The organism is Bacteroides sp. AM16-13, assembly GCF_003602705.1.
Classification (GTDB): domain Bacteria; phylum Bacteroidota; class Bacteroidia; order Bacteroidales; family Bacteroidaceae; genus Bacteroides; species Bacteroides xylanisolvens.
The window spans coordinates 16,432-29,737 of the sequence record NZ_QTLK01000020.1; the positions used below are offsets into that span (position 1 = coordinate 16,432).

A 13,306-nucleotide genomic window follows, 5' to 3' on the forward strand; every position below is an offset into this window, starting at 1 on the left:
AAAACTATTTAATAGATAGAAAACATGAAAAAGATAATAATATTATTCATATGCTTAACCAGCTCCATCTGGCATGTCTGTGCACAAACCAAAGTTAGCGGAATTGTTAAAGATTCCCAAGGAATGGAGATGATTGGCGCTACTGTCCTTCAGAAAGGGACTAATAATGGAATAGTGACTGGTTTGGATGGCAAATTTACTCTTACATTGTCCAACAAAGCAGAGCAAACACTTCTTATCTCAATGATCGGCTTTATAGAACAATCTATTGCCATAAAAAAGAATCATCCTTTTATCAATGTCACCTTGGAAGAAGACATTGCACAATTAGATGAAGTTGTTGTGGTGGGATATGGAACACAGAAAAAAGTATCTCTGACCGGTTCAATTTCTAATGTCGGGACGGAAGACTTGAAAAGCATGCCTGTATCAAGTGTCACAAACGCTTTAGGTGGCCGCATCCCGGGACTAGTAACCCGACAAGAGAGCGGACGTCCCGGCGGTGATCAGGCTACGATGTTTGTTCGTGGTCGTGCTTCATTGAACGACTCTAGCCCCTTAGTACTGATTGACGGGGTAGAACGACCTATGGCACAAATCGACCCTGATGATATAGAAACTATCTCCGTGTTAAAGGATGCTTCTGCAACAGCCGTATACGGTGTACGAGGAGCCAATGGTGTGATATTGGTAACTACCCGGAGAGGTCGTGAAGGAGAAACTCAAATTTCTTTCTCATCTGAATTTGGTGTTACTTCCTTCAATCGCATATCCCAAACCCTAAATTCAGAATCCGTTTCAAGATTCATGCGTGAGGGTGCTATCAATGATGGCTTTGACCCTTCCGATACCGGTAATACTCGCGGCCTTTTCCTGTCAGAATATGACAACTATCTATATCGTACCCAGAAAAGTCCGTTTACACACCCGGACAATGACTTTGTAGATATGTTTACGAAAAATGGTCTCCAACAGAAATACAATGTAAACCTATCCGGCGGAAATAAAACAGTACGTTACTTCGTCTCTGTGGGATACTTCACTCAAACCGGTATGTTTGAGACAGACGTAGACAAAATTAAAGAACATGAGACAATACAAGCTCTTTTAGCAGCCTCACCCGATGTAGCAAAAGGCTTATACAAAGAAGGTTATAATTCGGAATATAAGTACAGTAGGCTCACCACTCGTTCGAATATCGATATCAATCTAACTGAAGATTTCAAGGTATCCGTGAATCTTGCTTATCGTTTCGGAAGTCAGAACCGCCCCTATGGCTATGATGCTGACGGACAGGAAGCACTGCGCCTGTTCGGCATGTTCTATCGCAATTCTCCTCAAGCATTCCCAATCTTAAACGCGAATGGAACTTATGCCGCCGCCGATGGTATATGGAGACAGAATCCACTCGTGACATTATGCTATTCAGGTTTTTTTCTTGATTTCAATAATAAACTTGAGACAGATTTTGCATTCAAGTATAACCTAAGAAAACTGTTAAAAGGATTAAGTATAGACGGAAAATTCTCTTACGATGCAGGCTGGAGCAATAACCGAAGCATACAGCAGCGTCCCAATATCTATCAATATAATCCTGTAAACGGAACTTATAAACAAGGGCTTGAAATGGTGTTGCCAACAAAAGCCACCAATAAAACGGCAGCTACACATCGGAAGTATGCTGAAGCGGCAGTTCGTTATAAGCAATCCTTCTCCGGACATAATATATCTGGATTGGTACTTTATAATATGAGTTACACTTCCACTCCCGGTGGACGCTATTCTTATGTACCTCATATCTATCAGGCTTTAGTAGGACGTGTTAACTATGATTATGAGAATCGCTATCTATTCGAAGTTAACGCAGGCTATAACGGCTCAAACCGTTTTGCGGAAGGACACCGTTATCAGCTCTTTCCTGCAGCATCAGTGGGATGGGTACTGACTAACGAACCTTTCTTTAAAGAAAACCCTATCTTAAGTTTTACTAAACTACGCTTCTCTTATGGTGAAGTTGGTAATGACAAGCTGGGAGGTTTCTCTTACTATTATCGTTCAGGATACGATGAAGGACTAGGCTACACTTTTGGAGAGACACATAATCCTGCGATTAAAGGTCTGATTCAAGGAAAAAGCGCCAATGAAAATATCACATGGGAAGTTGCACGGAAATATAACTTAGGACTTGAGACCAAATGGTTGAAAGATAAAATATCTGCCAGTATCGACTTTTTTAAAGAACGTCGTAGTAATATCCTATGTGAACCGGAAAGATATTCTCAAGCAGCCGGTTCAAACGGATTGGCTCCCATAAACTATGGTGTCGTAACAAATCAGGGATATGATTTGGAGATAGGCTATCAAGATCAAAAAGGAGATTTTGGATATTCTATAAAAGGGATTTATGGATATGCACACAATGAAATTGTAGAGAAAAGTGAATCTGTAAAGCCCTATGCCTATATGTCACAAACGGGAAATCCCATCGGACAGTTTATCGGCTATATTTCCGACGGTTTCTTTAGCTCTTATGAAGATGTAGCAAGTTCTCCCGTTCAATTCGGACAAGTAAGCCGACCTGGAGATATTAAATATAAAGACTTGAATCATGATGGAGTGATCGATTCTAACGACCAAGCTCCTATCGGCTATAATCCGGTCCCTGAAATGACTTTCTCTCTTGCTGCCGGTTTGAACTGGAAAGGAATTGATTTTAGTATATTGCTTCAGGGAGCTGCCCGTTCATCCATCTATCTGCAACAGGATATTGCATGGGATAATTTCTGGGGTAATTATTACGAAGAGCATATCGGAAGATGGACACCGGAAACAGCAGCAACAGCAACGTACCCACGTTTCACTAAGGCAGCTACTGCCGCGCATCCTAATTATTATAAATCTGACTATTGGTTGAAAGACTCCAAATACTTGCGTCTGAAAAACATTCAGTTAGGTTACACTATACCTCGCAAACTATTGAAAAAATTCGGAGTACGTTCACTTAGAGTATATGCGAATGCCTACAATCTCTTTACATGGGATAACGTAAAGAAGGTAGATCCTGAATCATCGAACAATAGTAATGGACAATTCTATCCACAACAAAAAGTAATAAATTTTGGTATCAACCTGAATTTCTAATGTTTGAAATGAATAATTTATGAGAAAACTATTTATATCCTTTGTAACGGCTGTTCTGCTTGCCAGTTGTAGTGCAGATAGCCTGATGAAAGAAACCGAACTGGATCTTACGGATACAGAGAAAGTTTATTCGGACATCACATTGACCCGCAAAGTTGCATACGACTTGTATGCACGTATGCGCATGGGAAGAGACCGCCTTGGCAGTTTTGGTTTTTTGGCAAACATTGGTGGTTCACCTTGCATGCTTGACAACGCAACAGACGATGGAGCCGGAAATACAACCCGTGCCGGAGGGGCAGTTATTCCCGAACTCGAGAAATTTATCAAAGGGGGAATTGATGCTTCCAAAGGTTTGATTGGCAGTGACCATCCATGGACATTTTACTATAAGGCCATCCGTTCTGCAAACACATTCCTGAACAACGTAGACCGTTCACCATTGGAGGATGCAGAGAAGATTTCCCTGAAAAACCAAGTACGCTTTCTGCGTGCATTGTATCACCACGAACTGTTTCGTTTCTACGGAGCATTAGTAATCGGAGACAAAGAACTCGATCCGTTACTTTATGACGAAATCAAACGTGAATCGTTAGAAACCACAGTCCGTTGGATTGCTAATGAATTCAAAGAACTTGCAGAGCCGGGAGTATTGCCCGACAAATACGATGCAGCAGATTACGGAAGAGCTACCCGGGGAGCAGCCCTAGGCTATCTGGCACGCACATTACTTTATGCAGCAAGTCCCTTACACAATGCGTCCGGAGTAACTTGGAGAGAAGCGGCTGATGCTGCCTACGATATGATTGAATATGCTGACAATGGAGATTTCTATCGTTTATATGAAGATCCGACCACTCCCGAAAAGAGCTACACACGATTATTCAATACCCGTGCCAATGGTGAGGTAATCATGGGATTTCTCCGTGCACCGGCAAATGACCTTTACGGAATGATGCCTGCCTTTGACCCCTGGAACGTAAATAAAGAACTACTGACTTGTCCGAACCAATGGCTGGTAGACTGTTATGATATGCTCGACGGCTCACAGCCCATTCTCGGTTATGAATCAAATACGAAAGCCATCATCAACCCAAACTCCGGTTACAATGTAAATTCTCCTTATGCTAACAGGGATCCTCGTTTGGCGCAGAGTATTCTATGTGATGGTGCTACCTGGCCTTTAGTCAACGGTAAGCCAGCTGCAATAGACCTGTCAAAATCATATAGATGGGGAAGCGGATACTTCCTGACAAAGTTCCTGGATGACCGTATCGATCATCGAAAAGGTGGTACCACTTACATGGACTTTCCAATGATGAGATATGCAGAAATCCTGCTCGATTATGCAGAAGCCGAGAATGAGGCTGAAGATACGAATACAGCCAGAGAAAAAGCAATAGCCCAGCTTAACAGGATACGTCGTCGTGCCGGTATCACGACAGACTTACTGGCCGCAGATTATAATCAGGCAACCCTTCGGGAACGCATACGCAAAGAACGCCGTGTAGAACTTTGTTTTGAAGATCATCGATTCTTTGATATAAGAAGATGGCTGATAGCAAAAGATGTAATGAGGTTACCGGCTGTCGGAATAAAGAAAATTAACGGTGAATATCAACGGGTAACTTTAGACACACGTAATTATAACGAGCGCATGAACTTGGCTCCAATACCACAGGATGAAGTTAATAACTGCCCGAATATCTACCAGAATCCAGGATACTAATCTAAATAGAATGTTTACTTAAAAAAATAAAGTCATGAAAACAAATAGTATAATTGCATTAATTCTGTCAATCAGTTTATTTGGATTATTCGGTTGTGCAGATAAATATGAAGTTGATTATGAAGCACCTGTCAAGATTGAATTTACAGGTGTCGATCAAAACAATAGAGTGTCATTAGAGAAAGGAGTTGCAGAATACACAGCAACTGTTAAAGTTCAGGGAGAGATCATGAGTTTTGAAATTTATCAGGCAGACTCCAAGACTGGAATACAAGGGAGCCTGATAGAAGAAACTGCCCGGTCATTTGAAGACGGAACCGCTAATTACGAGACAACTTACAAGTTTACTTCTTTAAAAGAGAATGCCTGTATTACAGTAGTCGTTTTAGGTACCGACGGTAATACTTACCAACGTAAGTTATTGGTAGAGATTACTCCTTCCGTTTTATTCTCCGATCCGGATTATGGAAAAGATGGAGAAATAGTAGAGACAGCTTCGGCTTATTATGGTTGTTACTATGCAACATGGCTTCTTGGACGCACCTATATGGCTGCTGATGCCATGAAATATGCAAACGAAGTAGATTTCTCACTCGGAGATGTTATCTTGTCTCCGGGAAGTGAAGCAGTACCTGCTCTTGTTTCACCTGCTAAAAGAAGTGAGTATGGTTTGATGACAATTAATGGTTTACAACACACATTATTTGCTGAAACCTCTTTATCACAAGCAGAATTTAATGCAATCTCCCAAGTAGATGCAACTCCGATAGAAAATCTGGCAGATCCAACCTCCGAAGTCTTAGCTATTCAGGCAGATAAAGTTTACCTGTTCAAAACTGCCAATGGAAAGAAAGGATTGATTTACATACAAAAAATAACAGCAAAAACTGGTACTATCGAAGTCTCACCGGATAATTGGGTAGAAAACACTAAATACTCATGGGTACAATTACTGACTAAAACCGTGGCGAAGTAAAGCTCCCATTCAAGATACTTTCTCCAATGATCGTATTATCATAGAATAATTAGAAGAATAGAGAAGTTTTCGGTTTCTACGAGCTTCTCTATTCGTGTTTTCTCAATAGAAGAAAGAAGAAATCTATCATTCTACCATTTTTTTTCCTTTATTGATTAGTATTTTTCCTTCCTTCTCTGATATCTTCCCTACTTTTGCGAAAAGTCATCATGAAAAACTAAAGTTAATTAAATCACAATAATTATGAATCTGAAAAAACATTTACCCTGGCTGGGAGCCTTACTCCCCATTGCTAACACACAAGCAGAAACAAAACCTAATGTAGTAATTATCTATATCGATGATATGGGTATCGGTGACATAGGTTGTTATGGAGGCAAATTCGCTCCTACACCTAATATTGACAGGCTAGCACAAGACGGGTTATTATTCAACCAGTATTATTCTTCTGCGCCGGTTAGTTCTCCGTCTCGCTGTGGATTGACCACAGGTCTCTTTCCTCTTGAAGTGGGAATCAACACTTTCCTGAACGACAAAGCTGCTAATAAGAGATGCGAACAACGTAATTTCCTTGATGATAAGTTACCCTCCATGGCACGTGCTTTCCAAAATGCAGGTTACTCAACAGGACACATCGGAAAATGGCACATGGGAGGCGGACGCGACGTACATAACGCTCCTTCTATTAAGAATTACGGTTTTGACGAATACATATCAACCTACGAAAGCCCGGACCCGGAACCAGCAATCACTGCTACCAAATGGATCTGGTCGGATAAAGACAGCGTGAAACGCTGGAGACGAACGGAATACTTTGTAGATAAGAGCATTGAGTTTGTAAAAAAGCATAAAGGCGAACCTTTTTTCCTGAATCTATGGCCGGATGATATGCATACCCCTTGGGTACCGGAATTCAAACAAAAGGAAAGAAAAAGCTGGGAAACACAAGAAGCATTTGCTCCCGTCCTTGCTGAAATGGACAAACAGCTTGGACGTTTTATCAAAGCACTGGATGATATGGGGCTGGCGGAAAACACAATCATTATTTTCACTAGCGACAATGGCCCTGCACCCAGCTTTAAGTCTGTACGTTCCGCTTATTTGAGAGGAACTAAAAATAGTCTTTATGAAGGTGGTATTCGTATGCCTTTCATCATCAGATACCCCAAGAAAATTAAAGCCGGACAGGTAAATAACGAGTCTGTGTTATGTGCTGTAGATTTATATCCGACTCTCTGTTCAGTAGCCGGAATCAAAACAGAAAAAGGCTATAAAGGTGATGGGCAGAACTATGCAAAAGTTCTTCTCGGTAAATCGGAAGCTAAACGCAAGACTGATTTAATGTGGGACTTCGGACGAAACAAACATTTTGGCTTTCCAGGAAACCCTTATGACAGAAGCCCCCATTTAGCTATACGCAGTGGAAAATGGAAATTATTAGTAAACGGTGACGGAAGCGATGCACAACTATATGATATGGAAAAGGATAAGTTCGAAAAGAATAATATCGCAAATGAGCATCCTGATTTGGTTGCCAAGTTGAGCAAGAAAGTATGTAAATGGTTTGAGGAAAACAAAGACAAAGGAAAAGAGTAATACAGTGAAAAACAAATTATAAACCAACATTAAACTTATGAATTCTAAATTTTTACTATTACCAACCGCCTTGATGGTTGCTGGACATTCTGCAGCAGAGGCCAAAGGAAAAAAGTCCGATCAAAGACCCAATATCCTGGTAATTCTTGCAGATGACCTAGGCTATTCCGACCTGGGATGCTACGGTAGTGAAATCCACACACCTAATCTGGACAAACTGGCAAAACAAGGAGTACGTTTCAATCATTTCTATAACACCAGCCGGAGTTGTCCGACGCGTGCTTCCCTGTTGACAGGACTTTATCAACATCAGGCAGGAATCGGACGTATGACCTTCGATGACCACCTGCCGGGTTACCGGGGAACACTCTCACGCAATGCCGTTACCATCGCAGAGGTATTGAAAGAATCAGGATATGCTACCAGCATGGTAGGTAAATGGCACATCGCAGAAACTCCACTACGCAAAGACCAACGCGAATGGCTCGCACATCACGTATACCACGAAACCTATTCTGATCTTTGTCATTATCCGGTGAATCGCGGATTTGATAACCACTATGGTACTATCTACGGAGTAGTAGACTATTTTGACCCATTCAGTCTGGTAGAAGGTGAAGTACCCGTGAAAGAAGTACCCGACGGATATTACATCACACAGGCGCTTTCAGACCGTGCAGTGAAAGAAGTGAAAGAGTATGCCAAAGACGATAAACCATTCTTTATGTACCTGGCTTACACAGCACCACACTGGCCATTGCATGCACTGCCGGAAGATATTGAAAAATATAAGGACACCTATAAAGTAGGCTGGGAAGCTATCCGTAACGCCCGTTACGAACGTCAGAAACAGCTTGGTATATTCCCTAACATGGATAATTTCCTGTCTGATAGACAGTTCAAAGATAAATGGGAAGATAACCCACATGCTGAATGGGATGCTCGTGCTATGGCTGTTCATGCTGCCATGATCGACCGTATGGACCAGGGAATAGGACAAGTAATCGATGCTCTGGAAAAGACAGGACAACTTGAAAATACACTGATTTTATTCCTTTCCGACAATGGATGCAGCAATGAAGATTGTCAGAACTACTCTCCCGGAGAAAATGACCGTCCTGATATGACACGTAAAGGGGAGAAAATGGTTTATCCTCATAACAAAGAAGTGCTGCCTGGCCCGGAAACCACATACGCTTCACTGGGAGCACGCTGGGCAAACGTAGCCAATACACCGTTCCGTTTCTGGAAAGCCAAATCTTATGAAGGAGGTATCTGTACTCCGATGATTGCTCACTGGCCGAAAGGCATCAAGAAGAATGTCGGCAAGATGACCCCTGAAATCGGACATGTGATGGACATCATGGCTACTTGTATCGATATGGCAGGCGCCACTTATCCTACCAAATATAAAGGAAACGACATCATCCCATTGGAAGGTAAGAGCTTGGTTCCTATCTTCAAGACCGGACATCGTGAAGGACATGACTATCTTGGATTCGAACATTACAATGAACGTGCATTCCTCTCTAATGACGGTTGGAAACTGGTTCGTCCGGGAGAAAAAGCTAAATGGGAATTATACAACCTGAATGAAGACCGAAGCGAAATGCATAATCTGGCAGCACAATACCCTGAAAAAGTAGCTGAAATGACAAAGGCTTACGAAGCATGGGCTAAACGTTGCATGGTAGAACCTTACCCGGGACAAAAAAAGAAATAAAGCCTACTCAATTAATAAGAAAGAGTACTCGATTAATTATTTTATATTTGACTCCTGTCGGAAAATATCCAATGATATTGCACGACAGGAGTTTTTTTATATGCTTTTATCCCTTCTTTATCAAGCCTCACCTGAAATCGGAGGCTGACCTGTATATTCCTTAGGCAGTACACCATATTGCGCTTTAAAACATTTCGCAAAATAAGAAGAAGAAGTAAATCCTACCTGCACTGCCACTTCTGAAATACGGGTACCGCCCATTATCAGTTCAGCAGCTCTATTCATACGAAGTGTCTTCAAATAATCATTAGGAGACATTCCGGACAAAGCCTTTATCTTCCGATAGAAATTAGAACGACTCATATTCATCTGTTCAGACAGGGTATCTATCGAGAAGTTCTCATCTGCTAACTGTTCGGCTATCACTCCCTGTATCTTAGCTATAAACTCACAATCCTTTTGAGACATCGCAAAGTCCGTTGTTGAAACAGCAACCGTATCTCCAGCCAGATTCACCATTAACTTATGGAAAGACTGCCTCAACTTCAACAGATTCTCGATCTGCATACGGAGCTGTTTAACAGAGAATGGTTTCTCAACATATACATCCGCTCCACATTCAAGTCCTTCGACTTTAGACTCCAAAGTGGTTTTCGCCGTCAACAAAATAACCGGAATATGTGAATAAGAGATTTCAGACTTCACCTTGCTGCAAAGTTCCAGCCCATCCATCTCCGGCATCATTACGTCACTCACTATCACATCCACATTTTCCTTCGCAAGCACTTCAAGTGCTTCACGACCGTTAGAAGCCCTCAACACACGGAACCACTCTGCCAATGACTCACGAGTCAGATTCAGCAAATCAACATTATCCTCAACCAACAGAACTGTGAACTTCTTTCCAGCATACTCCGAAGAAATCGTTTCAGAAGCATCCGCATGCTCCGGGGATATTTCTACAATATCGCTCGTTTTTTCCGTCTCCCACTCTTTGACCGGAAGAGACAGTATAAACGAAGAACCACCTCCAATATTATCTTCCAGACGCAAATCTCCCTGATGAGCTTCTGCCAAAGACTTCGCAAAAGCCAATCCGATGCCAGTGCCTACTGCTGTGGCCACCTTATCGTCAGGCAGTTGATAGAAAGCCTCAAATATCTTTTGTTTCTGTTCATTTGGTATTCCAGGACCATCATCGTTCACTTGTATCTCATATCCCCCATCAGTGACAAGCAGCTTCAAGTCAATACGCGCATGCGCATATTTGATGGCATTTCCCATCAGATTGACAAGAATCTTACTTAATTTGTCCCTATCCACCGTAGACACCAGCTCTTGTTCGGGCACGATCAGTTGCAAATCAATACCTTTTAATTCAGCAGGACTTGTAAACTGATTATAAACGTCACTGACAAGTTCTTTAATATCACTCTTTTTCAAATTCAGATGCAGCGTACCACTCTCCATTTTCTGAAAATCAAGCAATTCATTAGTAATCCCCAGCAGATAATTTACATTCTTATCTATCACAGACAAATACTTGAGATCTTTTCCTTCACGTTCTTTCTCCAATAATTTTTCCAAAGGAAGCCGTATCAAACTAAGCGGAGTACGTATTTCATGCACCAGATTGATGAAAAAGCTAATCTTCGACTTGTAAACTTCCTGTTCCTTGGTAATCTGATATTTTTCCATCCGCCGCTTATATTTGCGTTTAACACGGAGATTCCATCGCCAAGCCATCCAACCGATCCATCCCAACAGCATGAGGACATAAACGAAGTAAGCAAAGGTACTACGCCACCAGGGAGGAGTAATCACCACCTTTAAAGTGATAGTATTCTCATTCCACTGGCGATCATTATTAGAGCCTCTGACTTCGAACAGATACTCACCGGGAGGTAAATTGGTGTAAGAAGCCATATTATTATCAGTATTCAGAATCCACTCCTTGTCCACTCCCCGAAGTATGTAAGAATACCGGTTCTTCCCCGGATCTTCAAAACTAAGAGCGACAAAACGGATGGAGAAACTATTGTTTTCATAAGATAAAGTCACCTTATCAGCCATATAAAGCGGTTTATCCAACTGAAGCAGTTTCTTCACCTCCTGCTCGTCGGTTTGATAAGGCAACCGGATATCGGTCACATAAACCGGAGGAATATATTTGTTATCTACAAACTGTTCCGGCTGAAATACATTAAAGCCGTTGATCCCACCAAAATACAATTTTCCTTCGGATGATTTCAATGAAGATCGAGCTATAAACTGATTCCCTTGCAAGCCGTCATTAATCGTGAACTGGCGGAAATGATCTTTGGTAACAGGATTAATCTTAAAGATTCCGGCATTACTGGATACCCAGAAATCACCTCCCTGATCTTGCTCAATCGCATAAATAACCTTGTTAGGTAATAAAGTATTATGCGGATCAAACTCAATGAATCTTTTCTCTTTAGCATCAAAAGAACACAGTCCTCCCCCATTCGTTCCAAACCACATGGTTCCTTTCGCATCTTCAAATAAAGTAATGACCGAATTACTGGTGATCGTAGTCGAGTCTTCCCGTTCATGCTGATAATGTTTCCAATGAGCATTCATTGTATTGTAAGAAAACACACCACTATTGGAAGTCGCAATCCAGAGATGATTGTACATATCCTCATAGATATCGACAACAGAAACCATTGAACCGATGCTTGTGATGGTCATAAAGTTATCTCGAACCGGGTCATAACAACACAATCCCCAACTCGTTCCTACATAAATTTGTCCTTTTCGTCCTTTATAAATACACAACACATCGTTGCTACAAATCGTATTGGGAATTCCACGAGAATGAGTATAGGCTTTCACTGCCCCTGTGCGTAAATTGATAACCCGTATTCCTCCGGCATAAGTACCGATCCATAAATAGTCGCCATCCAGCATTAAAGAACGGATGTCATACTTTTGATTTTCAGCTCCTCCTATTGCATAAGGAGAAAGTTCCCGGGTGGCAACATTGAAGAAATACAAACCGCTTTGAGTTCCAATCCAGATATTCCCATCTTTATTCTCACAGAAAGGCGCAACGACCTCCCCCGCTCCCGGCACTCCGGACAGATAGGCAGGCGAATAATAATCAAAACGTTTAGTCTGCTTGGACATATAGTTGATCCCACCCAAATTGGTCAACACCCAAAGAGCCCCTTCGGCATCCCACATCATTCCATTGATAGTCTGGTCGCTCAAACTTCTCGGATCGGCGGGATTATCCGCCCGCTGAAATGTGTTTGTATTTTGATCGAACAGATAAAGCCCGTTATCCGTTCCTACCAACAGCTCTTTATCCGTATACTTCAACAAACAATGAACAGCTCCGAAATTAAACGCCGAACCACTGTAATTGTCTATAGCTTCAGTTCGTTCATCCAAACGGCTCAACAGATTACTTCCCGCACCAATCCAAATATCTCCATCGATATTCTGAATACAGTTCACTTTATAACTATCGGAAGCATTTATATCCAATGAGATTTCATACGTCCGGAGAAACTTGCCGTTTTCGTCAAAGCACAAAAGTCCTTCCTGTAAGGAAGATATATAGACCCTCTTCCGATCAGCGCTCTGACAGAGGTCCCATACAAAAGACGTCTGAACACTATTTTGAGTCAGCACCTCTGTTTTCGGATCATAAATAAAAAATCCCTGTCCCAAAGTCGCAATCCAGATAAGACCATTTTCCGTCTTGATAATCTTTTTAATCTCACTGCTGATATACACATTATACTGCGTCGTTTTATCAAAGTAAGAGAAACGATCGGTATCCCGGTCATAAATATAAAGTCCGGAGTTTGTTCCAACCCAGAGATTCTTGTCCACCTCTATCAAGGCTTCTACAAAATTGTTTTCTAATGAGAACTTTTCGTTGAGAACATTCCGGTACACTTTATTGCCCCGCCCGTCATAACGGTTCAGTCCGTCACTGGTGCCCAGCCAGATAAAGCCATAACTATCTTGAAGGGCGCACCACACGGTATTATGAGACAATCCATCTTCTACCTGATATTTCTTGAACGAAAAATAAGGAGACGCGGATAGTGTTCCGGTCCAGAAGATCAGCAAGCATATTAGTATTTTAGTTAACTTCATTCTA

The 13,306-nt window shown here is 41.7% G+C and carries 6 protein-coding genes; 5 read left to right on the plus strand and 1 reads right to left on the minus strand.

Going from position 1 to position 13,306, the window contains the following annotated elements; translation table 11 throughout:
* The first annotated feature begins 24 nt into the window (after positions 1-24).
* The 5 genes from DW173_RS16010 (at position 25) to DW173_RS16030 (ending at position 9,165) form a co-directional block, all read left to right on the plus strand.
* On the plus strand, positions 25-3,141 hold the full coding sequence (locus tag DW173_RS16010; protein ID WP_120144764.1) for a SusC/RagA family TonB-linked outer membrane protein: 3,117 nt from the start codon (positions 25-27) through the stop codon (positions 3,139-3,141).
* A 19-nt stretch (positions 3,142-3,160) separates the two neighbouring features.
* On the plus strand, positions 3,161-4,870 hold the full coding sequence (locus tag DW173_RS16015; protein ID WP_120144765.1) for a RagB/SusD family nutrient uptake outer membrane protein: 1,710 nt from the start codon (positions 3,161-3,163) through the stop codon (positions 4,868-4,870).
* Positions 4,871-4,904: 34 nt separating this feature from the next.
* Positions 4,905-5,846, plus strand: coding sequence for a hypothetical protein (locus tag DW173_RS16020; RefSeq protein ID WP_008024146.1), 942 nt, complete (start codon positions 4,905-4,907; stop codon positions 5,844-5,846).
* A gap of 243 nt (positions 5,847-6,089) precedes the next feature.
* The gene (locus tag DW173_RS16025; protein WP_049701655.1) at positions 6,090-7,442 is read left to right on the plus strand and encodes a sulfatase; all 1,353 of its coding nucleotides are present in this window, start codon (positions 6,090-6,092) and stop codon (positions 7,440-7,442) included.
* A 37-nt stretch (positions 7,443-7,479) separates the two neighbouring features.
* Positions 7,480-9,165, plus strand: coding sequence for an arylsulfatase (locus DW173_RS16030; RefSeq protein ID WP_120144766.1), 1,686 nt, complete (start codon positions 7,480-7,482; stop codon positions 9,163-9,165).
* 120 nt (positions 9,166-9,285) lie between these two features.
* Here the strand turns inward: DW173_RS16030 and DW173_RS16035 are convergent, their stop codons facing one another.
* The gene (locus DW173_RS16035) at positions 9,286-13,302 is read right to left on the minus strand and encodes a two-component regulator propeller domain-containing protein (RefSeq protein ID WP_120144767.1); all 4,017 of its coding nucleotides are present in this window, start codon (positions 13,300-13,302) and stop codon (positions 9,286-9,288) included.
* Positions 13,303-13,306: the final 4 nt, after the last annotated feature.

Bases quoted from the DNA above. Each gene is read 5' to 3' on its own strand.
- DW173_RS16010 (WP_120144764.1), top strand. From the start codon at position 25: ATGAAAAAGATAATAATATTATTCATATGCTTAACCAGCTCCATCTGG.
- DW173_RS16015 (WP_120144765.1), top strand. From the start codon at position 3,161: ATGAGAAAACTATTTATATCCTTTGTAACGGCTGTTCTGCTTGCCAGT.
- DW173_RS16020 (WP_008024146.1), top strand. From the start codon at position 4,905: ATGAAAACAAATAGTATAATTGCATTAATTCTGTCAATCAGTTTATTT.
- DW173_RS16025 (WP_049701655.1), top strand. From the start codon at position 6,090: ATGAATCTGAAAAAACATTTACCCTGGCTGGGAGCCTTACTCCCCATT.
- DW173_RS16030 (WP_120144766.1), top strand. From the start codon at position 7,480: ATGAATTCTAAATTTTTACTATTACCAACCGCCTTGATGGTTGCTGGA.
- DW173_RS16035 (WP_120144767.1), bottom strand. From the start codon at position 13,302: ATGAAGTTAACTAAAATACTAATATGCTTGCTGATCTTCTGGACCGGA.